The 21806-nt window shown below is 69.4% G+C and carries 23 protein-coding genes and 3 tRNA genes; 18 read left to right on the forward strand and 8 right to left on the reverse strand.

All coding sequences use genetic code 11. From position 1 onward, the window contains the following. Together VK611_14300 and VK611_14305 are read left to right on the forward strand one after the other, a co-directional pair. Nucleotides 1–229, forward strand: a 229-nt coding sequence (locus VK611_14300; GenBank protein ID HMG42507.1) for a hypothetical protein, incomplete at its 5' end; no start/stop codon positions are given. Further along, nucleotides 230–1216: a helix-turn-helix domain-containing protein gene (locus VK611_14305; protein HMG42508.1), complete on the forward strand. Its 987-nt coding sequence runs from the start codon at nucleotides 230–232 to the stop codon at nucleotides 1214–1216. On the opposite strand, the gene VK611_14310 is transcribed toward VK611_14305, so the two are convergent. From VK611_14310 to VK611_14320, 3 genes are read right to left on the reverse strand one after another with little or no spacing between them, the layout of a single operon-like run. Further along, entirely contained in the window at nucleotides 1120–2121 is a 1002-nt protein-coding gene (locus VK611_14310) for an ABC transporter substrate-binding protein (GenBank protein ID HMG42509.1), read from the reverse strand. The two genes, VK611_14305 and VK611_14310, sit on opposite strands and share 97 nt — an antisense overlap. Further along, nucleotides 2118–2897, reverse strand: coding sequence for an ABC transporter ATP-binding protein (locus VK611_14315; protein ID HMG42510.1), 780 nt, complete (start codon nucleotides 2895–2897; stop codon nucleotides 2118–2120). The genes VK611_14310 and VK611_14315 overlap by 4 nt, the downstream gene beginning before the upstream one ends. Beyond that, nucleotides 2894–3886 (reverse strand): iron ABC transporter permease, encoded by a 993-nt coding sequence (locus VK611_14320; GenBank protein ID HMG42511.1) that lies wholly within the window; start codon nucleotides 3884–3886, stop codon nucleotides 2894–2896. The genes VK611_14315 and VK611_14320 overlap by 4 nt, the downstream gene beginning before the upstream one ends. Nucleotides 3887–4244: 358 nt before the next feature. Between VK611_14320 and VK611_14325 the strand changes: the two genes are divergently transcribed. From VK611_14325 to VK611_14345, 5 genes are all read left to right on the forward strand, one after another. Beyond that, the gene (locus VK611_14325; protein ID HMG42512.1) at nucleotides 4245–5159 is read left to right on the forward strand and encodes a hypothetical protein; all 915 of its coding nucleotides are present in this window, start codon (nucleotides 4245–4247) and stop codon (nucleotides 5157–5159) included. A 243-nt stretch (nucleotides 5160–5402) separates the two neighbouring features. Then, nucleotides 5403–7745 carry a ribonucleoside-diphosphate reductase subunit alpha gene (locus VK611_14330; GenBank protein HMG42513.1) on the forward strand — a complete coding sequence of 781 codons (2343 nt, stop codon included), beginning with the start codon at nucleotides 5403–5405 and terminating at the stop codon, nucleotides 7743–7745. Beyond that, nucleotides 7745–8830, forward strand: a complete 1086-nt coding sequence (locus VK611_14335; GenBank protein ID HMG42514.1) for a ribonucleotide-diphosphate reductase subunit beta — start codon at nucleotides 7745–7747, stop codon at nucleotides 8828–8830. The genes VK611_14330 and VK611_14335 overlap by 1 nt, the downstream gene beginning before the upstream one ends. A gap of 41 nt (nucleotides 8831–8871) precedes the next feature. Next, on the forward strand, nucleotides 8872–9183 hold the full coding sequence (gene clpS, locus VK611_14340) for an ATP-dependent Clp protease adapter ClpS (protein ID HMG42515.1): 312 nt from the start codon (nucleotides 8872–8874) through the stop codon (nucleotides 9181–9183). Between the two features lie 10 nt (nucleotides 9184–9193). Continuing rightward, entirely contained in the window at nucleotides 9194–9679 is a 486-nt protein-coding gene (locus tag VK611_14345) for a DUF2017 family protein (GenBank protein ID HMG42516.1), read from the forward strand. On the opposite strand, the gene VK611_14350 is transcribed toward VK611_14345, so the two are convergent. Then, a complete protein-coding gene (locus VK611_14350) occupies nucleotides 9676–10098 on the reverse strand; it encodes a hypothetical protein (GenBank protein ID HMG42517.1) in 423 nt (140 codons plus the stop codon). The genes VK611_14345 and VK611_14350 overlap by 4 nt on opposite strands. Before the next feature lie 87 nt (nucleotides 10099–10185). Between VK611_14350 and VK611_14355 the strand changes: the two genes are divergently transcribed. The 6 genes from VK611_14355 to VK611_14380 all read left to right on the forward strand — a co-directional run bounded on the left by VK611_14355 (nucleotide 10186) and on the right by VK611_14380 (nucleotide 13799). After that, nucleotides 10186–10258: transfer RNA gene (locus VK611_14355), tRNA-Glu, on the forward strand. Nucleotides 10259–10276: 18 nt separating this feature from the next. Further along, a tRNA-Asp gene (locus VK611_14360) sits at nucleotides 10277–10354 on the forward strand. 34 nt (nucleotides 10355–10388) lie between these two features. After that, a tRNA-Phe gene (locus VK611_14365) sits at nucleotides 10389–10461 on the forward strand. A 188-nt stretch (nucleotides 10462–10649) separates the two neighbouring features. Then, nucleotides 10650–11798, forward strand: a complete 1149-nt coding sequence (locus VK611_14370; GenBank protein ID HMG42518.1) for an ImmA/IrrE family metallo-endopeptidase — start codon at nucleotides 10650–10652, stop codon at nucleotides 11796–11798. Next, nucleotides 11798–12286, forward strand: a complete 489-nt coding sequence (locus tag VK611_14375; protein HMG42519.1) for a DUF4411 family protein — start codon at nucleotides 11798–11800, stop codon at nucleotides 12284–12286. The genes VK611_14370 and VK611_14375 overlap by 1 nt, the downstream gene beginning before the upstream one ends. A gap of 544 nt (nucleotides 12287–12830) precedes the next feature. Then, complete coding sequence (locus VK611_14380) at nucleotides 12831–13799, forward strand: hypothetical protein (GenBank protein HMG42520.1); 969 nt, start codon at nucleotides 12831–12833, stop codon at nucleotides 13797–13799. 160 nt (nucleotides 13800–13959) lie between these two features. Here the strand turns inward: VK611_14380 and VK611_14385 are convergent, their stop codons facing one another. Both VK611_14385 and VK611_14390 read right to left on the reverse strand, forming a co-directional pair. Next, entirely contained in the window at nucleotides 13960–14292 is a 333-nt protein-coding gene (locus tag VK611_14385) for a DUF6355 family natural product biosynthesis protein (GenBank protein HMG42521.1), read from the reverse strand. A gap of 207 nt (nucleotides 14293–14499) precedes the next feature. Beyond that, the gene (locus VK611_14390) at nucleotides 14500–14655 is read right to left on the reverse strand and encodes a hypothetical protein (GenBank protein HMG42522.1); all 156 of its coding nucleotides are present in this window, start codon (nucleotides 14653–14655) and stop codon (nucleotides 14500–14502) included. Nucleotides 14656–14690: 35 nt separating this feature from the next. Here VK611_14390 and VK611_14395 point away from each other — a divergent pair, with 35 nt between their 5' ends. Further along, nucleotides 14691–16052, forward strand: a complete 1362-nt coding sequence (locus VK611_14395; GenBank protein HMG42523.1) for a YibE/F family protein — start codon at nucleotides 14691–14693, stop codon at nucleotides 16050–16052. 36 nt (nucleotides 16053–16088) lie between these two features. Here VK611_14395 and VK611_14400 read toward each other — a convergent pair whose 3' ends face one another. Then, entirely contained in the window at nucleotides 16089–17507 is a 1419-nt protein-coding gene (locus tag VK611_14400) for an NAD-dependent malic enzyme (protein HMG42524.1), read from the reverse strand. 67 nt (nucleotides 17508–17574) lie between these two features. Between VK611_14400 and VK611_14405 the strand changes: the two genes are divergently transcribed. Together VK611_14405 and murA are read left to right on the forward strand one after the other, a co-directional pair. After that, nucleotides 17575–18651: a Glu/Leu/Phe/Val dehydrogenase dimerization domain-containing protein gene (locus tag VK611_14405; GenBank protein HMG42525.1), complete on the forward strand. Its 1077-nt coding sequence runs from the start codon at nucleotides 17575–17577 to the stop codon at nucleotides 18649–18651. 82 nt (nucleotides 18652–18733) lie between these two features. Then, the gene (gene murA / locus VK611_14410; GenBank protein ID HMG42526.1) at nucleotides 18734–20059 is read left to right on the forward strand and encodes a UDP-N-acetylglucosamine 1-carboxyvinyltransferase; all 1326 of its coding nucleotides are present in this window, start codon (nucleotides 18734–18736) and stop codon (nucleotides 20057–20059) included. A 14-nt stretch (nucleotides 20060–20073) separates the two neighbouring features. Here murA and VK611_14415 read toward each other — a convergent pair whose 3' ends face one another. Continuing rightward, nucleotides 20074–20301 carry a hypothetical protein gene (locus VK611_14415; GenBank protein ID HMG42527.1) on the reverse strand — a complete coding sequence of 76 codons (228 nt, stop codon included), beginning with the start codon at nucleotides 20299–20301 and terminating at the stop codon, nucleotides 20074–20076. Between the two features lie 105 nt (nucleotides 20302–20406). Between VK611_14415 and VK611_14420 the strand changes: the two genes are divergently transcribed. Continuing rightward, nucleotides 20407–20937 (forward strand): RimK/LysX family protein, encoded by a 531-nt coding sequence (locus tag VK611_14420; GenBank protein HMG42528.1) that lies wholly within the window; start codon nucleotides 20407–20409, stop codon nucleotides 20935–20937. After that, entirely contained in the window at nucleotides 20870–21775 is a 906-nt protein-coding gene (gene rimK / locus VK611_14425; protein ID HMG42529.1) for a 30S ribosomal protein S6--L-glutamate ligase, read from the forward strand. Before VK611_14420 ends, rimK begins: the two co-directional genes overlap by 68 nt. The last annotated feature ends 31 nt before the right edge of the window (nucleotides 21776–21806 follow it).

Below are 21806 nucleotides of genomic sequence, written 5' to 3' on the forward strand. Positions count from 1 at the left end.
GGTCGGCGTGATCGTGGCCCAGGGGACGGTGGGCTACGCCCAGTACTTCTCGGGCGTGCCGGCGGTGCTCGTGGGCATCCACGTGCTGGGCGCGGCGCTGGTGTGGATCGCCGTCGTCTCGGTGCGGTTGGGCCTCAGCGAGCCCGAAGCGGGTGCGACCACCTCGGACCCGCGGGCAGAGGCAGAGACCCACGTCGACCCGACGAAGCGACCCGTCCGGCTCCCCTAGATGGTCACTCGTGACCAGGTACCCGAGGAACGCGCCGCCGACCGGCTCAACTTGAAGCAGGTCGCCCGGGCGCTCGGTGTCCACTACATGACCGCGTACCGCTACGTCCGCCAGGGACGGCTGCCGGCGGTGCGGGAGGGCAACGTGTGGATGGTCGACCCGGCCGACGTCGAGTCGCTGGCGAGTCAGGTCGAACGACGCGCGCCCGACTGCGGGGTCACCGACGACTGCGACCCCGGCGCCGGCGCCAGAGGTCCGGTGGACTGGCTCGGCCGGTTCCGTGACCGTCTGCTCGCCGGCGACGAGGTGGGCGGCTGGACCGTGGTCAGCCAGGCCTTGGCGAGCGGGTACTCGCCCCAGTGGTGCTACCTGGAGCTGATCAGCGCGGCGATGGCCGGTATCGGGGAGGGCATCGCCTCGGGCCGATTGGCCGTCGCCGACCAGTACGTGGCCACGGCGACCGCGCAGCGGGTAGGTGCCCGCCTCGGTGCCCGGTTCCGGCGGCGGGGACGGTCACGGGGGACCGTCGTGCTGGGTGCACCGACGGGCGAGCGACACGCGCTGCCCATCGCGGTGGTGTCCGACCTGGTGCGCCTGGCCGGGTTCACGGTCGTCGAGCTGGGCGCCGATGTCCCGCCGGAGGCCTTCGGCCTGGCCGCCCGGCGGGCCGAGCGGCCGATCGCGGTCGGCATCGGCGTCACCACCGTGGCGCACCTCGACGCCGCCCGCGCCGCGGTCGCCCGGGTGCGCGCCGACGCCCCGGGTGTGCCGGTGTTGATCGGTGGCCAGGCGGTCCGCAGCCCGGAGGTCGCAGGCCTGCTGGGCGTCACCGTGTGGGCGGCGGATGGTGACGAGGTCGTCGCCGCGATCGAGCGCCTGGCTGCCGACCGTCAGCGCGCCGCCCGCCGGAAACCGTCGGCCATGGCCGTGACGACGTCGCCGTTGCGGATGCCCGGGACGACGTCGGTCAGCTCGACGACGACGTAGCGCTCGTCCTGCACCGCCTGGAGGGTGGAGGCGACGGGATGCGAGCGCAGGAAGTCCTCCTTCTGCTCGACGGTCTCGTCGCCGTAGTCGAGGACCAACACGACGTCCGGTTCGCGGGCCACGACGTCCTCCCAGCTGACCTCGACCCAGTCGTCGTCCACGTCGGCGAAGACGTTGCGGCCGCCGGCCAGCTCGACGAGCGCGGTCGTGTTCTCGCGGCCGCCGGTCGTGTAGGCCTGGTCGGTGCCCGAGTCGTAGACGAACACGTCGACCGGCTCGACGCCGTCCAGCGACGCCTCGACCTCGGCGATGGGTTCTTCGATGGTGGCGATCAGGTCCTCGGCCCGGTCGGGGACGCCGAAGATGGCGCCGAGCTCGGCGATGTCCTCACGGACGAGGTCGAGCGAGGGGTCCTCGGCGAAGTCGGGGCAGGAGCCGGTGCTGAGGTAGGTGTCGATGCCGAGCTCGGCGAGGGACTCCCGGCTGCCGGCCGAGTCGTCTTCGAAGGCGGAGGGCCAGCCGGCGACGACGATGTCGGGCTCGGCGGCCAGGACCTGCTCGCGCGACGGTGACTCCTTGGCCAGCTCGGGGACGGTCTCGTAGGCGTCGACCAGGTCGTCGCGGATGGCCGAGTCCATGTAGGCGGTGCCCACCATCCGGTCCTCGAGGCCGAGGGCCAGCATGATCTCGGTGGTGTGCTGGTAGATGACCACGGCCTGCTCGGGAGGCGCGGCGTAGGTGGTCTCGGTGCCGCAGTTCTCGACCGTGACCGGGAAGCTCCCGGCCCCTTCGGCGTCGCCGGTGTCGGAGCCTCCGCCGGCCGTGTCGTCGTCGCCTCCGCAGGCGGCGGTGGCGAGGAGCAGGGCGGCCGCCAGGGCGGCGACGGTCCGGGTGGTCGGGGTCACGGTGTCTCCTCGGGGAGGGAATGGAACAGCAGCTGGGGCCGGCCGGTCACCGGGTGGGCCACGACGGTGGCAGCCACCCCGAAGGCGGTCTCCACGGTGGCGGGCGTCAGCACCTCGTCGACCGGGCCGGCGGTCAGGACCGCACCGGCACGCAGGACGACCACGGCGTCGCAGTAGGCCGCGGCCAGGTTCAGGTCGTGCAGCGCGACCAGCGTGGTCAGGCCCAGCCGGCGCACCAGGCCCAGCACCTCGTGCTGGTAGCGGACGTCGAGGTGGTTGGTGGGCTCGTCCAGCAGCAGGACCTCGGGCCGCTGGGCCAGCGCCCGGGCCACCACGGCCCGCTGGCGCTCACCTCCCGACAGCTGGGCGAGGCTGCGGTGCCCGAGGCCGGCGAGGCCGGTGGCGGCCAGGGACTCCGCGACGATGCGGCGGTCGCCGGGACCGTCGCCGGCCAGCATCCGCTGGTGCGGCAGGCGCCCGAGCCGGACCAGCTCCTCGACGGTCAGGTCGAACTCGCTCGGCTGCTCCTGGGGTACGGCGGCCAGCACCCGGGCGGCGTGCCGGGGCGGCAGGTCCCACAGCAGTCCGGCCCCGAGCCAGGCGGTGCCGTCCTGGGGGGCCAGGGCCCGGTAGAGGAGGCGCAGCAGGGTCGACTTGCCCGACCCGTTCGGTCCCACCAGGCCGACGACCGAGCCGCTCGGCACGTCCAGCGCCACGCCGGTCAGCAGGACGTGGCCGTCGATGCGGAACCCGACGCCGTCGGCGGCCAGCCTCACCGGGCCGCCACCCCGTCGTGGGTGCGCCGGTTGAGCGCCCACAGGAAGAACGGCGCCCCCAGGCCGGCCGTGATGATCCCCACCGGGATCTCCTCCGGCGACGCCACCGTGCGGGCCACCAGGTCGACCGCCACCAGGAACGTGGCCCCCAGCAGGGCCGTCACCGGGATCGACCGGCGGTGGTCGTGGCCGACCAGGAACCGGGCTCCGTGGGGCAGCAGCAGCCCCACGAACCCGATGGCGCCGCTGACCGCCACGACCGTCGCCGTCACCAGGGACGTGAGCACCACCAGCCAGCGCCGCAGCCGGGCCACGTCGACGCCCAGCGCCGCGGCGGTGTCGTCGCCCGCCAGCAGGGCGTTGAGGTGCCGGCCATGCGCCCACAGCACGACCGTGCCCGTCACGACGGCCAGCGCCGCCGGGACGAGCTTGGCCCAGCTCGCCCCCGACAGGCTGCCCAGCAGCCAGAACACGACCGACCGCACGGCGTCCGCGCGGGGAGCGCGGTAGATCAGGAAGCTCGAGATCGCCGACGCCGTGTAGGCCACCGCCGTGCCGGTCAGCACGATCCGCAGCGGCGTCACCGCCCGCCGGGTCGCCAACACCACCACGACCCCGGTGGCCGTCAGCGCCCCGACGAACGCAGCGCCCGACAGTGCCCAAACCCCCAGGCCGGCGCCCGCCCCGAAGGCGATGACCGCCACGGCCCCCACCGAGGCTCCCGACGAGATGCCCAGCAGGTACGGGTCCGCGATCGGGTTCCGCACCGCCGCCTGCAGCGCGGCCCCGACCACCGCCAGGCCCGCCCCCACCAACGCGGCGAGCAGCACCCGGGGGACGCGCACCACCCAGACGATCGTCTCGGTCGACCCTCCCGGTCCCTCGACCGGCAGGCCGAGGCGCTCGCCCACGACCGCCCACACGTCGCCGGCCGGTAGGCGGACCGACCCGATCGACACCGCCAGCGTCGCCACCCCGACCAGGACCACGACCAGCGCGGCGGCCGCGCCGGCGGCCCGGCCCCGCCCCTCGTTCGGCGCCCGGCTCGCGGGCGGGGCGTCGCCATACGCGTCCGCCGGAGCGGCGATCGTGTCCGTGACGTGCCTCCCAGCTCAGGCGCTCCTCGGATCCCGGAGCGCAGGCGCACGGATCCTCACAGCGCCACGCTCCGGCGCCAACGACCACCATTTGGTGCTAACGGCGTGCGCCGGCAGCCAGGTCGGCTTGTGTCACTGCCGTCGGGCAGGTGGTCGTGCGTCGCCGGTGCGTCGGAGTTGAGGGCTGGCCGGGCTTAGCACTGAAAGAGGTGCCGCGGTCTCCCGGCTCGCCGGACCGATGATGGGGTCGATGCCGACCGACCCCGCCCCGCGACCGGCCGAGATCGAGACCGCCGGCCCGGGCGCCGCCACGCTGGCCCGGCTCGCCTCGACGCGGTCGTGGCGGCGCTTCACGACCGACGTGTCCGGCCCGGGATGGGTGCGGCTCGCCGACCGGGTGGCCGACCCGACCGGCCTGGATGCCTGGTTGGCGGCCGAGCTGGCCGGCACGGCGAAGGGCCACAGGGACCTGGCCGGCTCCCTCGTCGCCTACCGGCTCGCCGGGTCGCTGGCCGAGCTGGCGGTCCTGCCGCTGGTGGCCGAGCGGCGCGCGCTGGTCCTGTCGCCCGAGGGCCTGTGGTTGTCGTTCGCCGGCGGCGCCCGCATCGAGGCTGTCGGCCTGCCGGCGCTCACCGTCGCGGTCCTGGCCGGCGACGCCGACGCCGGCCGGCCCGGCACCGTCGTCGTGGATGGCCCCGACGCGCTGCACGCCGTCGTCGCCGAGGGGCTCGTCGCCACCTTCGCTGATGTGGCGGACGCGGTGCGGTCACGGGCCCCGTTCGGGCTGGCGGGCATCTGGGGCACCCTCGCCGACCACCTGGCCGACGTGGCCCTGCGCTGGGCGCGTGACACCGGAGCCGACCCCGACCGGGCCTGGTCCGAAGCGAACGCGCTGATCGAGGCCCTCCGGGAGCGGCCGGAGCCCCGGCTGCGTGCCCGCCCACGGCGCCACGACGTCACCTGCGCCGCCGGCTCCGGCGCCTTCGTCACCCGGGGGACGTGCTGCCTGATCTACAAGGGCCACGAGCCGGCGCCCGGCGAGACGGGTGGCAGGCACGATCTGATCGCGGCGGCCGCCTGCACGTCGTGTCCGCTGCGGCCGTTCGACGACCGTCAGGCCCTCCTGGTGCGGTACCTGACCGAGCGGGCGGGCCCCGGGCGTTAGCACCGATAGCGGCCGCCCGAGGGTCCTGGGCGGCTCGTCAGGCGGTTGACACCGGTGTAGTTACAATGTTGTAGTTGCCACTAGATGTTGGGTGCAGGTCTCCCTCAGACCGCTACATCTTGCGTTTTGGTCGTTCCTGAACCGCGCCCTCCTGCCGCTGCCCGCCGACTGACACTAGGGATGGAACCGATGGAGACGACCGCGCCGAGGTCGACGGCTGACCGAGACGACAATCCCGCGGGGATGACGGTGCGCAAGCGGGACGGCGGCACGGAGCCGGTACACGTCGAGAAGATCGTGCGAGCCGTGGCCAGGTGCGCCGACGGGCTGAACGTCGACGTCATGCGGGTGGCGACGCGCACGATCAGCGGTCTGCACGAGGGGATCACGACGTCGGAGCTCGACCAGCTGTCGATCGCCACGGCGGCGGCGCTGACCGCGGAGGAGCCCGACTACTCCCGCTTCGCCGCCCGCCTGCTGGCCGGCTACATCGAGAAGGAGGTGATGGGGCAGAACATCTACTCGTTCTCGCAGTCGATCAAGGCCGGCGCGGCCAACGGGATCATCGCCGAGCAGGTCGCGGAGCTGGTGGCGGCCAACGCCTACAAGCTCGACCTGGCCGTCGAACCCGAGCGCGACCGGGGCTTCGAGTACTTCGGGCTGCGCACGGTCTACGACCGCTACCTGATCAAGGACCCGGAGTCGCGGCTCGTCACCGAGACCCCGCAATACTTCTTCCTGCGGGTGGCCTGCGGGCTGGCCGACACGGCCAAGGAGGCGATCGCGTTCTACCGGCTGATCAGCAGCCTCGAGTACCTGCCGTCCACGCCGACGCTGTTCAACAGCGGCACGAACCACAGCCAGATGTCGAGCTGCTACCTGCTCGACTCGCCGGCCGACGAGCTGGCGTCGATCTACGAGCGCTACGCCGACATCGCCAAGCTGTCGAAGCACGCCGGCGGCATCGGGGTGTCGTGGTCGCGGATCCGCTCGACCGGTAGCCACATCCAGGGCACCAACGGCCTGTCCAACGGCATCGTGCCCTGGCTGAAGACGCTCGACAGCTCGGTCTCGGCCGTCAACCAGGGCGGCAAGCGCAAGGGCGCGGCCTGCGTCTACCTCGAGTCGTGGCACGCGGATGTCGAGGACTTCCTCGAGCTGCGCGACAACACCGGCGACGAGATGCGCCGCGCCCACCACCTCAACTTCGCCAACTGGGTGCCCGACGAGTTCATGCGGCGGGTCGAGGCCGACGGCACGTGGTCGCTGTTCGACCCCAAGGTCGTGCCCCACCTCGTCGACCTCTACGGCGACGACTTCGCACAGGCCTACCGGGCCGCCGAGGACGCCGGCCTCGCCGTGCGGTCGACGCCGGCCCGGGCGCTCTACGAGCGGATGCTGCGCACGCTGGGCGAGACCGGCAACGGCTGGATGACGTTCAAGGACGCCTCCAACGCCAAGTCCAACCAGACCCGCTCCGACCGGCCCGACCACGTGGTGCACCTCTCCAACCTCTGCACCGAGATCATCGAGGTCACCGACGCCGACACCCACGCCGTGTGCAACCTCGGGTCGATCAACGTCGGGGCCCTGGTCCGGCGCGACGCCGACGGTCGCCCGGCGTTCGACTTCGCCCGCCTGCACGAGATCGTGCGCACGGCCGTCACGTACCTCGACCGGGTCATCGACCGGAACTTCTACCCGACGCCCCAGGCCGAGTCGTCGAACGCCAAGTGGCGGCCGATCGGGCTCGGCCAGATGGGCCTCCAGGACGTCTTCTTCAAGCTCGGCCTGCCCTTCGACAGCCCCGAGGCCCTCGACATGTCGACCCGCATCGCCGAGGAGATCTACTTCTCGGCGGTCGAGCGGTCGGTCGAGCTGGCCGAGGAGCTGGGCGCCCACGCCTCCTTCCCCGACTCCAAGGCGGCGCAGGGCACGTTCCAGTTCGAGCTGTGGGGCGTCGCGCCGACCGAACCCGAGCGGTGGGACGCACTGCGGGAGCGGATGGTGTCGAGCGGGATGCGCAACAGCCTCCTGCTGGCCATCGCCCCCACGGCGACGATCGCCAGCATCGCCGGCTGCTACGAGTGCATCGAGCCGCAGCTGTCGAACCTGTTCAAGCGCGAGACCCTGTCGGGCGAGTTCCTGCAGGTCAACCGCTACCTGGCCGACGACCTCAAGCGGTTGGGCCTGTGGACGTCGGAGGTGCGGGACGCGATCAAGCGGTCGGAGGGCTCGATCCAGGACATCGCCCTGATCCCCGAGGACGTGCGCCGGACGTACCGCACAGCGTGGGAGCTGTCGATGCGGTCGCTGATCGACCTGGCCGCGGCCCGCGGCGCCTACATCGACCAGTCGCAGTCGCTGAACCTGTTCTCCGAGTCTCCGACGATCGACTCGCTCTCGGCCATGTACTTCCACGCCTGGAAGACCGGCCTGAAGACCACCTACTACCTGCGGTCCCGCCCCCGTACCCGTATCAACCAGGCGACCGTGGCGCTGGCCGACCCGGTTGCCGTCGTGAAGTCGCCGGAGCAGATCGCCTGCTCCCTCGAGAACCCCGAGTCCTGCGAGGCCTGCACCTGATGACCGACACGATCGAACCCTCCGCCCTGTTCCACCCGGACAACGCCGCGGGCCTGCAGCACCTGCCTGGCATGGAGGCCCGCCAGAACATCCTCGACCCCGGGTTCTCGCTGACGCTGCGACCGATGCGCTACCCGGCGTTCTACGAGATGTACCGCGACGCCATCGCCAACACGTGGACGGTGGAAGAGGTCGACTTCTCCACAGACCTCTCCGACCTGCGCGACCGGCTCACGCCCGAGCAGCACCACCTGGTGAAACGGCTCGTGGCCTTCTTCGCCACCGGCGACTCGATCGTCGGCAACAACCTGGTGCTGCACCTCTACAAGCACATCAACTCACCCGAGGCCCGCATGTACCTGGGGCGCCAGCTGTACGAGGAGATGCTCCACGTGCAGTTCTACCTGACGCTCCTCGACAACTACGTCCCCGACCCCCGCGAGCGCCAGGCCGCGTTCGCCGCCGTCGAGAACATCCCGTCGATCAAGCGCAAGGCCGATTTCTGCTTCAAGTGGATGGGCTCGATGGACGAGATCGGCGAGCTCAAGACGATCCAGGACCGGCGCCGCTTCCTGCTCCACCTGATCTGCTTCGCCGCCTGTGTCGAGGGCCTGTTCTTCTTCGCCGCCTTCTCGTACGTCTACTTCCTGCGCGACCGGGGGCTGCTCAAGGGGCTGGCCGACGGCACGAACTGGGTGTTCCGCGACGAGTCGATGCACATGAACTTCGCCTTCGAGGTCGTGCGCACGATCCGGGAGGAGGAGCCCGAGCTCTGGACCGACGACGTGCAGGCCGCGGTGCGCGACATGCTCGCCGAGGCCATCGAGTGCGAGCTCATGTTCGCCCGCGACATGATCGGCGACGGCGTCCCCGGCCTCTCGATCGGCGACATCGGCCTCTACCTCGAGTACGTGGCCGACCAGCGCCTGGCCGTGCTCGGGATCGCCAAGCAGTACGGCACCAAGAACCCGTTCTCGTTCATGGAGCTGCAGGACGTCCAGAGCCTCAGCAACTTCTTCGAACGGGGCGTCGCCTCCTACCAGATCGGCATCACCGGCACCGTCGACCTCGACGCCGCCTTCTAGAAAGGAGTGTTCGCCGGCCGTCGCGTGCGACAATGGAGGTGATGCCGACCGTCGGCTCACTGCCGCTTGAGGTTGCACCGGTCGAGGCGGACAGACCGGTCGGAGACACGGAGGTCGATCCCGACCGCCCGTGGGTGGTCATCGTGTGGAACGACCCGATCAACCTCATGACCTACGTGACCTACGTGATCCAGAAGCTGTTCGGCTACCCCCGCGAGGTGGCCGAGAAGCTGATGCTGCAGGTGCACTACGAGGGCCGGGCCGTGGTGTCGAGCGGTCCCCGCGAGAAGGCCGAGCTCGACGTGTTCCGGCTGCACGAGCACGCCCTCTGGGCCACGATGCAGCAGGACTAGGGCGGTCGTCGTGAAGCGGGTGAAGCGCCGTGCGGCAGATCGGTTCCGGATCAAGCTGCCGTCGAACGAGCAGCTGCTGCTGACCGAGCTCGTCGACCAGCTCCACGACCAGCTGTCGGGCTCCACCGACGAGCCCCACCTGCGCCGGCTGTTCCCGCCCGCCTACGCCAACGACGCCGAGCGCGACGCCGGCTACCAGGTGCTGACCCGCGACGAGCTCCTCGAGCGGAAGATGCAGGCGATCGCCGTGGTGCGACGGACGCTCACGGGTGGCGACCTCGACTCCGAGGAGCTGGGCGCCTGGATGACCATCATCAACTCGATGCGGCTGGTGCTGGGGACTCGTCTCGACGTCGACGAGGACCCGGTGGTCCCCGACGCCGACGATCCCCTGGCGCTCCCCTACGCCGTGTACGAGTACCTGGGCGTGCTGCTGTACCAGGTGGTCGAGGCCCTGGGCGACGACCTGCCGCCGCCCACCGCCACGTCGAACTAGCCGCTCGCGGCTGCGGCCGGGTCGGCTGGTGCCTGTCCGGGGACCGCGTCCTTGAGGCACTCCACGGCCTCGTTGAAGGGCGCGTCCTGCTCCGCCTGGGACGTGTCGGCCGTCAGCATCGTCATCTCCTGGCCCTCGTAGCCCCAGGCGAAGTCGTTCCAGACGAGCACCCGCTGGTCGGCGCAGGTCAGCGTCACCGGCCGGGGGACGACCATCTCCTCGCCCCGGCTGCAGGCCTCGCCGAACGTGATCGGGTCGATCACCAGGCCCGGCCCGAACACCTCTTCGCAGGGCGAGATCCCGTCGGGCAGCGGGACCGTCTTGGAGAGCTCTTCCTCGCCTCCGCCCCGGGAGCAGCCGGCGACGGCGACGACCGCTGCACAGAGGACGATCCCCACCCGACTACCGGCCCGCGTCATAGGGCGGGAAGCTTAGAGCGTGGAAGCCGGTTTGGGCCGGTGGGACGGTTTGCTACTGTGTGCCCTCGCTCCTGCGGGGGATACCTGGCCCCCATCGTCCAGTGGCCTAGGACACCACCCTTTCAAGGTGGCGACACGGGTTCGAATCCCGTTGGGGGTGCGTAGAAAACAAGATCGTGGTCCCGTGGTGCAGTTTGGAGTGCACGCCGGCCTGTCAAGCCGGAGGTCGCGGGTTCAAATCCCGTCGGGACCGCCACCACCGCTACCGCCCTCCGGGGCGGTAGCGGCACGGTCGGGTAGCTCAGTTGGCAGAGCGTCCGCCTGAAAAGCGGAAGGTCACCGGATCGACGCCGGTCCCGACCACTCAGATGACCAGGCCAAAAAGCCTGGTCATCGCCAGTTTTCGGCCATCTGCCGTGCGGACAGGCGTTGCCCCCAGCGGCCACGGATTGCCCCCTCCTGACGGGCGTTCGTTGCACGTTCGCCGCGCGACAGCGTGAGCCACAGCGCCATTCGACCGCTACGCAGCGCGATGCGGCCACAATGAAGGCGTGGTGGTGCGCGTCGAGGTCAACCCGCGGTTGATTACGTGGGCGCGCCACCGGTCCGGTGTAGAGCCTGCTGACCTCCGCCGGAAGTTCCCGAAGCTCGACGAGTGGGAACGGGGCGAGTCCAGGCCCACGCTTAGGCAGCTCGAAGGACTTGCGAAAGCCACCCACACACCGGTGGGGTTCCTCTTCCTGGACCAGCCGCCCGTCGAGGCGGTGCCTATCCCCGACTACCGGGCGTTCGGTGACGCGGGTGTGGAAGCACCGAGCGCGGACCTCCTGGACACGATCTACCAGTGCCAGCAGCGCCAAGAGTGGTACAGGTCTTTCGCTCAAGCCGAGCAAGACATTGCTTTGCCCTTTGTGGGGTCGCTGTCCGTGTCCACCTCGATCGTGGCTGCCGCTTCCGCGCTCCGGGAAGTCCTGGCCTTCGAGCCCGGTGCTCGCGGATCTACTTTCTCCGGTGCTTTCCGCCTGCTAGCTGAAGAGGCAGAGGAGCATGGAATCCTCGTAATGGTGAGCGGGATCGTCGGCAGTAACACACGTCGCAAGCTCGATCCCGAGGAGTTTCGTGGCTTCGCACTCGTCGATCCGCTCGCTCCTCTGGTGTTCGTGAACGGAGCGGACACCAAGGCAGCGCAGACCTTTACGTTGGCTCACGAATTAGCTCACATCTGGATTGGCGAGACCGCGCTTTCTGATGCAGATGTACTAGGCGAGGCACCCCAGAACATCGAACAGTGGTGCAACCGAGTAGCGGCGGAGTTTCTCGTGCCAATCGAGACCGTCTCTCGGCTATACAACCCGAACACCGAGCTGACTCCAGAACTCGACCGCCTCGCCAAGTGGTTCAAGGTCAGCACCCTTGTGATACTACGGCGCCTCTACGAGGGGGGATTCCTGAAGTGGGATTCCTACCGCAAGGCCTACCAGGCGGAGCTGGCGAGAGTCCTGGAACTCATGACAGGGCGCGAAGCCAGTGGAGGGGACTTCTACAACACTCAGCCCGTCCGCCTCAGTAAACGTTTTACCCGAGCCCTCGTCAGTAGCACCCTCGCCGGGCGGACGCTCTACACGGACGCGTTCGAAATGCTGGGGTTCCGGAAGCTCTCGACATTCAACGAGCTGGCGAGCCGCCTGGGAGTCCGTTGATGGCGTATCTCCTCGATACGGATGTCTTCATCCAGGCGAAGAACCTTCACTATGGCTTCGACTTTTGCCCTGGCTTCTGGGACTGGATCGACGACCAGTTCGCCAAGCACGACGTGTTCAGCATCGAGAAGGTCAAGGACGAGCTAGTAGCGGGAGGCGACGATCTGGCGACGTGGGCCAAGAATCGGTTGTCTGGATTCTTTGTTGCACCGAGCACACAAGACCTTGCCAGCCTTCGCGCAGTAAGCACCTGGGCAAACGGAGCTGGGTACGAGCCGGCTGCTGTGAGCATCTTCCTTCAAGCCGCCGACTACTACCTTGTGGCGCAGGCGCATGCGAGCGGCCATACCGTGGTGACTCATGAGGTTCCTTCGCCGTCCATAAGGAAGCTGAAGATCCCAGATGCTTGCATCGGCATGGGCGTTAAGTGCATTACACCCTTCCAGATGCTACGTGTTGAACAGGCACGGTTCGTCTTAGGCACTTAAGGGCCGAGCGGCTGAATGTTGCACTCAACCTGCGACACCTAACTCTCCGAACGTCCCATCGCCGCCGCCAGCACCCGCTGTGACATCCCGAGCGCCTTGCGGAAATGAGCCACGCGGCCGCCTCTCCCCTTCCGGGGGTCTGACTGGTTCGACGTCACAACTTCAAGAGTCGCCCCGCTGTCAGGCGTTTCGCAGCACGTTCGCAACGCCCGGGCATCTCGCCCGCACGAGAACCGCGGCATGACGAGGAAGCGGCCTCGGTCGAAGGAAGTAGATGGTCTCCTGGCGACGCCGGTGCATCGCCACCGCGGCTTCACCTTCCACGACCGGCGCCACCATCCGAGACCTCATGCTCCGCCTCGGCCACGCCTCCGAAGCCGCCGCCCGCCGCTACCTCCACACCATCGAAGGCCGCGACGCCGAAATCGCCGCCCCCCTGTCAGGCCTTGCTCAAGGCGCCCCTCATCAGCACGCCTGCCAGGCGCGGGCACGCCCGACATAGCCTGAACAGCGAGGAAGCTACGCAGGCCTAAGGTTGGCACCAGTGACAGCCATCAAGATCGGTCCGTGGCGCCGCGAGCTGGTCAAGCTTCTAAGCGATCCCTCATCTACGGGCTCGTTCGGGCTTCAACTAAACCGAGATCGAGCCTACACCTATCTTCAATTTATCTACGAGAACCAACAGGACAGCCACCGACGAGCTGAACGACATCTCTTGTTTGCCGTAGTCGTGGTTGGCTTTGTAGAGCTGGCCAGCCGCTCTCAGGTTCAGGAGTTAGACATCCTCGGAATGAGGATTGCCAATATTGGCCTACTTATCCGAGTCGCCGTTATCGCATACTGCTGGTTCGTCTCGCACGCATGGCGTGCCAGCGTCGTCGCCGGTAGTCTTGGCTATCGCAAGGCCCAGGTACTTAACCTGCTTGGGGTAACGGAATCAAGTCCCGATGAGGTGGGATTTTCCTATTCGGGCATCAACCTTCTGAGCCTGGGTAGCCGAACTGGGCGTATAGCCCGAGTCGGTGAGGGGATCGGGACGGTCTACCTTCTCAGCATAACCATCGCGGCGGTAATCATCGCTGGTCATGTGACATGGGTAGCGTGGCGAGCCACAGGTCTAGACCTGTGGCTCGTGCTCGTAGTCATTTTCAGTTCAGTATTGCTGTTCATGGGAATGCTTGACATCTCGTACGCAATCGCCTTCACAAGGCAAGAGGACCCCGACACTCGCCGCTTCGTTCGATGGTTTTCGACTTATCGTCGACTGCGCCGAGACACCAGACGGCAGGTCCGAGTCACTGGCCAGACTCTGATAGACAGATACCAGTCGATGGAGAAGCTTCCATGGTGGGCGCTAGCCCGGAAGTTCGATCGCCTTCGTCGCTATTACCGCGAATACAGCGCTGCGACTCAAGCTGCAGTTCGCGAGCGTGACGCGGCTGTTCATGAGTTACTTAAGGACGTCGACGACACCGACCACCACACCTCCCAAACACGCCGGGATGGCGCATGAAGTTGCACGTTCGCCGCACGCGGCCGGTTCCCATGGTCCCTCATCAGCCCAAAGTCCGGAGCCTGAAAGCGGAAGGTCACCGGATCGACGCCGGTCCCGACCACCAGATGACCAGGGTCCACCGCCCTGGTCATCTTTCATTTCGGGCGGAAAACCCGGGCTAGCAGAGCTTGCCGATGTACCACGCGTACTGGATCACCCAGGTGGACAGGTGGCCCAGATGCGTGTCCCCAGGCCCGACGCAGATGTTCCGGTAGGTGGTTCCCCAGATGTTCCGGGCGTCGATCAGGACATGGGTGTTGCCGCAGTGGCGGTAGGTCTCGCCCCCGACGAAGCCACATGCCTGGGCTTCCACATCGCCGGACGTCGCCGCGGCGTCGTCGACCACCGCGGACACTTCACTTGCCTGAGCGGGCCCACCGACGTCGATCGACGTGATGCTGGCTGCAACGGCGACACCGAGGACTGCAGCAAGGCGCTTCATCTTGTGCATGGCTTCCTTTCACAGGTTGACACCAGGAGACAGGCAGAGCCCGACATGGACGATGACGGGGTGGAGTCTGCGCGGTGCCTGCTAGCGGGCTGCTAGCGACCTGCTAGCCCCGGATCTCGCAGTGCGCGGCCAACGGGGAACTCACCGGCTCGACGCCGGTCCCGACCACTCAGATGACCAGGGTCCACCGCCCTGGTCATCTTTCGTCTACGGGGCTGCGGGTTCCGACGTCGGGGTGGAGCCGGCGCTCTCGGCGCTGTGGAGGTGGAGGCGCTTCGATTTTGCGCGGGCGGCCATCACCTGGAGGGTGGTGAGGGCACCGCCGACGTAGGTGATCCCCTGGGCGACGCACGCTGCGCACATGGCGACGACGGTAGCTGTTCTAACCTCGGGCCGGCATGCGTCCCACCGTCGAGCGACCGCCCGCCGACGCCAAGACCTGGATCGGCATCGCGATGGCGATCGTCGGTGCCCTCACGCTCATCGGCCTCGTCGTGCTGTGGCCCCGGGGCGACGCACCCGACGTCGGACCGCAGCCGCAGGACTACGTGGACGGCACCATCGTCACCACGACGCCCGGCTCCACGTGCACCGACATCGAGGTGGACGGAGCCACGGACTGCGTCACCTACGACGTCAGGGTCTCCGGGGGCGAGCAGGTGCAGTTCTCGGTCCGGCCGACGCAGACCGAGGTGCCCGACCTCGAGACCGGCGACCGCATCGTCCTTCGCTACTTCCCCGACAGCCCCGCCGAGTTCCGGTACGCCTTCGCCGACTACCAACGGTCCACCCCGCTGCTGTGGCTGGTGGCGGCGTTCGTGGTGGTGGTGCTGGCGTTCGGCCGCCTGCAGGGGATCCGGGCGCTGGCCGGGCTGGGCCTGAGCCTCGCCGTGCTGGTCACGTTCGTGGTGCCCGCCCTGCTGCGCGACTCACCGGCCCTCATGGTGGCGCTGGTCGGCAGCGCGGCCGTCGCCTTCCTCGCCATCTACCTGGCCCACGGCGTCGGCGTCACCAGCTCCATCGCCCTGGCCGGCACACTGGCCAGCCTGGCCCTCACGGCGCTGCTGGCCGTGGTGGTGGCCTCGGCGGCGCAGCTCTCCGGCCTGGCCAGCGAGGAGGCCCAGACCCTCAGCATCACCGCCCAAGCCCTCGACCTGCGGGGGTTGCTGCTCGCGGGCATCGTCATCGGCGCGCTCGGCGTGCTCGACGACGTCACCGTGTCGCAGGTGTCGACGGTGGCCGCCCTGCGCCGCGCCAACCCCCAGATGGGAACCCGGGCGCTCTACGGCGAGGCCAACCGCGTGGGCCGCGACCACGTCGCCTCGGCGGTCAACACGCTGGTGCTCGCCTACGCCGGCGCCTCGCTGCCGCTCCTGCTGTTCTTCGCCCAGGGCAACCAGCCCGTCGGCCGCCTGCTCACCGGCGAGCTGGTCGCCGTCGAGGTCGTGCGGATGCTGGTCGGGTCGATCGGGCTGGTGGTGTCGGTGCCGCTCACCACGTTCCTCGCCGCCACCATCCTCAGCCGCACCGACGACGTCCCCGACGACGGCCACGGACACGCGCACGGCCACATCGACGACCACGACCCGCACGACCCCTACGCCGTCGACCGTTGGGCCGACCCCCAGCCGGTGCCGCCACTGCCCGCACCGCAGGCACCGCGAGCACCGGCATTGCGACCCCGGCCGAGACGACGAGCGCCCCGCCCCGAGTGGCCGACGCCCGGTCCCCAGGACGGCGATCCGGAACCCTGGTTCTGAGCGCTGAGCGCCAACCGCTGAGGGCTCGCTGAGCGACTACGGCTGCGGCGGGCGGTGCAGGCGCACCACGCCGTCGTCGATCGCCGCCTGCGCCACCGCCGCGGCCACCTTGGGCGCCACGTGCGGGTCGAACACCGACGGGACGATGTGGTCCGGCGCCAGCTCGTCGGTGACGCACTCGGCGATGGCACCGGCCGCCGCCAGCTTCATGTTCTCGGTGATCGAGGTGGCGGCGACGTCGAGCGCCCCCCGGAAGATGCCCGGGAACGCCAGAACGTTGTTGATCTGGTTGGGGTAGTCGCTGCGACCGGTGGCGATGATCTTCGCCAGCCCGTCGGCCTCCTCCGGCGTGATCTCCGGCGTGGGGTTCGCCATCGCGAACACGATCGGGTCGGGCGCCATGCGCCGCAGGTCGGACGCCGTGATGATGCCGGGCCCGGACACACCGATGAACACGTCGGCCCCGGGCAGCACCTCGCCCAGCGTGCCCTCGCGGCGCTCCGGGTTGGTGTGCTCGGCGAACCACAGCTTGGCGACGTTGAGGTCGTCGCGGCCCTCCCAGATGGCGCCCTTGCGATCGACGCCCACCAGCCGGGTGACGCCTGCCTGCATGAGGATCTTGCTGATCGCCACGCCCGCGGCGCCGACGCCCGCGATCACCACCGACAGCTCGTCCATCTTCTTGCCGGTGATCTTCAGGGCGTTCTCCAGCGCCGCCAGGGTCACCACCGCGGTGCCGTGCTGGTCGTCGTGGAACACCGGGATGTCGAGCAGGTCGTTGAGGCGCTCCTCGATCTCGAAGCACTCGGGGGCGGCGATGTCCTCGAGGTTGATGCCCCCGAACACCGGCGCCAGCCGCACCACGGTCTCGACGATCTCGTCGGGCGTGTTGACGTCGAGGCAGATGGGGAAGCCGTCGACGCCGGCGAAGTGCTTGAACAGCAGCGCCTTGCCCTCCATGACCGGCATCGCGGCCTCGGGGCCGATGTCGCCGAGCCCCAGCACCGCGGTGCCGTCGGTGACGATGGCCACCGTGTTCTTCTTGATGGTGAGGTCGTGGACGCGGGCGGGGTCGTCGGCGATCGTCTGGCAGACACGAGCGACGCCGGGCGTGTAGGCCATCGACAGGTCGTCGCGGTCGGCCACCGGCATCCGGGCCAGCACCTCGATCTTGCCGCCGTCGTGCATCAGGTAGGTGCGGTCGAGCAGCTCCAGCACCTCGCACCCCGGAAGACCCTCGACCGCGGCCCGCACCTCGGCGATGTGCGCCTCGTTGCGACAGTTGACGACCAGGTCTTCCTCGAGCGCCGGACCCCGTACGTCGAAGCCGCCGATCGCCGTGATGTTGGCGCCGACATCGCCGATCGCGGTGGCCAGGAGGCCGAGCGATCCGGGGCGGTTGTCGAGGCGCACCTTCAGGCGGATGGAGTAGGCAGCTGTCGGGGTGGTCGTCACGGAGGGTAAGTATCCCTCACCACGCAGACCGCCGAAACCGGGTTTGACGTCGTACTGTCCACAAGTGATGCCAGGCGACACGGTGTTCGAGGTTGTCGAGGCCGGCGGATGCGAGCAGGTGGTGTTCTGCAACCACCCGGCGAGCGGGCTGCGGGCGATCATCGCGATCCACTCCACCGCGCTCGGCCCGGCACTCGGCGGCACCCGCTTCTACCCCTTCGCCAGCGAGCGCGAGGCCCTGGTCGACGTGTGCCGGCTGGCCCGCGGGATGACCTACAAGCACGCCGCCTGCGGCAACGACCTCGGCGGCGGCAAGGCCGTCATCCTCGGCGACCCGACGGCGCTGCGCAGCGAGGCCCTGCTGCGGGCCTACGGACGGTTCGTCGACGGCCTGGCCGGTCGCTACCTCACCGCCGAGGACGTGGGCACCACCCAGGCCGACATGGACCTGATCCGCCGCGAGACTCCGTACGTCACCGGGGTGAGCGAGTCGTTGGGCGGGTCGGGCGACCCCTCGCCCGCGACGGCCTGGGGCGTCATGTGGGCCATGCGGGCGGTGGCGGAACGACTCTGGGGGTCGTCGTCGCTGGCCGGCCGCCACGTGTGCATCTCCGGGGTGGGCAAGGTGGGAGCGGCGCTGGCCGGGCACCTGGCCGACGAGGGCGCCAAGCTCACGGTGGCCGACGTCGACAGCGGGCGCGCCAGCCTGACCGCCGAACGCCACGGCGCCCTGGTGGTCGCGCCCGAGGCGGCCCACACCGTCGGCTGCGACATCTTCTCGCCGTGCGCGCTGGGCGCGGTGCTCAACCGGCACTCGATCCCGGAGCTGGGCTGCGCCGCCGTGTGCGGGTCGGCCAACAACCAGCTGGACACCGAGGCCGACGCCGTGCGACTGGCCGAGCGGCGCGTGCTCTACGCGCCGGACTTCGTCGCCAACGCCGGCGGGGTCATCAACATCGCCGAGGAGCCCCACGGCTACGTCCGGGACCGCGCCTACGAGCGGATCACCGGCATCCACGCGACGCTGCTCGACGTGTTCGCCCGGGCCGACGCCGAGCGGACCACCCCGTCCGACGCCGCCAACCGCCTCGCCGAGGACCGCATCCAGGCCGTCAGCCAGGTCAAACTCCTCCGCGGCCGCTGACCGGGGGTTGGGCCGCCACGGGGCGTGGAAACGCTGAGAGGTGGACAAGACCCCCGCCCCGCCACCAGTAGTGTCGGTCCCCATGAACGCGCACGCGGCCGAGCTCGCCTGGCAGATCGAGCCGAACGGGCCGCTCGTCGGTGAGGTCGAGGTCGCGGGGTCGAAGAACGCCGTGACCAAGCACATGGTGGCGGCCATGCTCGGCACGGCGCCCAGCACCATCACCAACGTGCCCGACGTCGGTGACGTGGGCATCACCGCCGACATCCTCACCTCACTGGGTGTGGGCGTCGGCATCGAGGGTGACCGGATCACGATCGAGCCCACCACCACGCCCGGCGCGCACGTGCCGCTCGAGTTCACCGGCCTCAACCGCATCCCCATCCTGCTGCTGGGCCCGCTGCTGCACCGCAACCACGAGGCGTTCGTGCCCCTCGTCGGCGGCGACCGCATCGGCCAGCGCCCGGTCGACTTCCACATCGCCGCGCTGCAGGCCATGGGCGCCGACATCGAGGTCGGCTCCGACGGCATCGTCGCCCGGGCCGAGCAGCTGCGGGGCGCCCGCATCACGCTGCCCTACCCCAGCGTCGGCGCCACCGAGAGCGTGCTGCTCACCGCCGTGCTGGCCGAGGGCCGCACCGTGCTGCGCAACGCCGCCATCGAGCCCGAGGTCACCGAGCTGGCCCTGTTCCTCCAGCGGATGGGCGCTCGCATCGGCTTCAGCCCCGACCGGCGCATCGTCGTCGAGGGCGTCGAGCGCCTCGGCGGTGCGTCGACCCGCCTCGAGGGCGACCGCCTGGAGGCCTTCTCGTACCTCGTGGCCGGCCTCATGACCGGCGGGCAGGTCCGGGTCGCCGGCTGCGCCCAGGACCGGATGGTCACCGCCATCAACACCCTGCAGGGCATGGGCGCCACGTTCGAGATCACCGACGACTGGATCTCGGCCCGAGCAGATCACGGCCTCCGACCGGCGGCGGTGCAGACCGACACCCACCCCGGGTTCATGACCGACTGGCAGCCGCCCCTCATCGTGCTCATGACCCAGGCCGAGGGCATGTCGGTCATCCACGAGACCGTCTACGAGGACCGGCTCGGCTACGTCGAAGCCCTCAAGGCGATGGACGCCGAGATCGAGCTGTTCGACACCTGCCTGGGCGGCCCGGCCTGCCGCTTCCACGACTCGTCGGCGGTCCACTCGGCCGTCGTGCGGGGCGTGTCGAAGCTGCACGGCGCCGAGGTCACCATCCCCGACGTGCGGGCCGGCTTCTCGTCGGTGATCGCCGCTGCGGTGGCCGACGGCCCGTCGCTGCTCCACGGCATCCACCACCTCGAGCGGGGCTACAACCAGCCCTTCGAGACGCTGGAGTCGCTGGGCCTGCGCCTCGAGCGGGTCGCGCTCCCGGCCTGACCCGGCGTCATCGGTCAGCTCGTCAGCAGCGTCGCCAGCGCCCAGATCGAGGCCAGCCCACCGAGCACGGCCATGGCGATGCTGCGGGCGACCGGCGCTTGGGTCAGGTCGCCGTCCTTGGGATTCTCGGGCGGCCTGACCAGCGCCATCACACTGCCGACACACATGGCGCCGCCCAGCGCCAGCACGATCCAGGCAAAGAAGTCGGGGCCTCCGAGCAAACCTGATCCCGAGTCGTCCATAGGCCGGCCAGCGTAATGGCGGCGCCCCGACCGGTACATCCCGCGTGCAAGACAGCACACAGAATGCGCAGTTTTGCTGTGTTACCTGGTTAGTGTTTCGGATTGATGACCGTTCCGACGGTGATTGGCTGGCGAGAGTGGGTGGCGTTCCCGGATCTCGGTGGCGTGGCGGTGAAGGCCAAGGTCGACACCGGCGCACGCTCTTCGTCGCTGCACGCCTGGGACATCGAAGTGGTCCCCGGCAGCTCACCACCGCGCCTGCGCTTCGTGCTGCACCCGTTGGAGAACGACGAGGTCTTCGGCATGCGCGTGGAGGCTCCGCTGGTCGACGCGCGCGACGTTCGCTCCAGCAACGGCGACGTGGAACGGCGGCCGGTCGTGCGCACCGGGCTGTCGCTCGCAGGCCGGCGCTTCCGCATCGACCTGACCTTGACACGGCGTGATGAAATGGGCTTTCGCATGCTGCTGGGCCGGTCGGCCATACGCCGCAGGTTCATGGTCGACCCGAACCGTTCGTTCGTGGCCGGTGGAAGTACAGTCACGCCGCCGACACGGCACCGTCACTCCCGTGAAGATCGCCATCCTCTCGCGCAACCCGAGCTTGTACTCAACCTCCCGCCTGCGGGAGGCGGCTGAGGCGCGCGAGCACGAAGTCAAGGTCATCGACTACCTGCGCTGCTACATGAACATCACGGCGCACCGTCCGACCGTGATCTTCCAGGGCGAGGAGCTGACCGACATCGACGCGGTGATCCCGCGCATCGGGGCGTCGCACACCTTCTACGGCACGGCCGTGGTGCGGCAGTTCGAGATGATGGGCGTGTTCACGGCCAACGAGTCGCAGGCGATCAGCCGGGCGCGCGACAAGCTCCGGGCGCTGCAGCTGCTGGCCCGCAACGGCATCGGGCTGCCGGTCACCGGCTTCGCCCACTCGACCAAGGACATCGACGGGCTGCTGGAGACCGTGGGCGGGCCGCCGGTAGTGGTGAAGCTCACCGAGGGCACGCAGGGCATCGGCGTGGTGCTGGCCGAGACGAAGAAGGCCGCCGAGTCGGTGATCGTGGCCTTCCGCCAGCTGAAGGCGAACATCCTCGTGCAGGAGTACATCAAGGAGGCGCGGGGCGCCGACATCCGCGCCTTCGTGGTGGGCGGTCGGGTAGTGGCCGCAGTGAAGCGGCAGGGCCAGGCCGGCGAGTTCCGCTCGAACCTGCACCGGGGCGGCTCGGCCGAGAAGGTGAAGCTCACGCCGGAGGAGCGGTCGATCGCCGCCCGGGCGGCCAAGACCATGGGCCTCAACGTGTGCGGTGTCGACGTCGTGCGCTCCACCCACGGCCCGGTCGTGCTCGAGGTGAACAGCTCGCCGGGGCTCGAGGGCATCGAGAAGACCAGCGGCATCGACGTGGCGACGCGGATCATCCAGTTCGTGGAGAAGGGTCACCACGAACGGCCGCGACGCCGGCGCATCGCCGGCTGAGCGAAGTCCCACCTCGCCGGCCACGGCCGTG

The organism is Acidimicrobiales bacterium (assembly GCA_035316325.1).
Lineage (GTDB): Bacteria > Actinomycetota > Acidimicrobiia > Acidimicrobiales > VFJN01 > DASXTK01.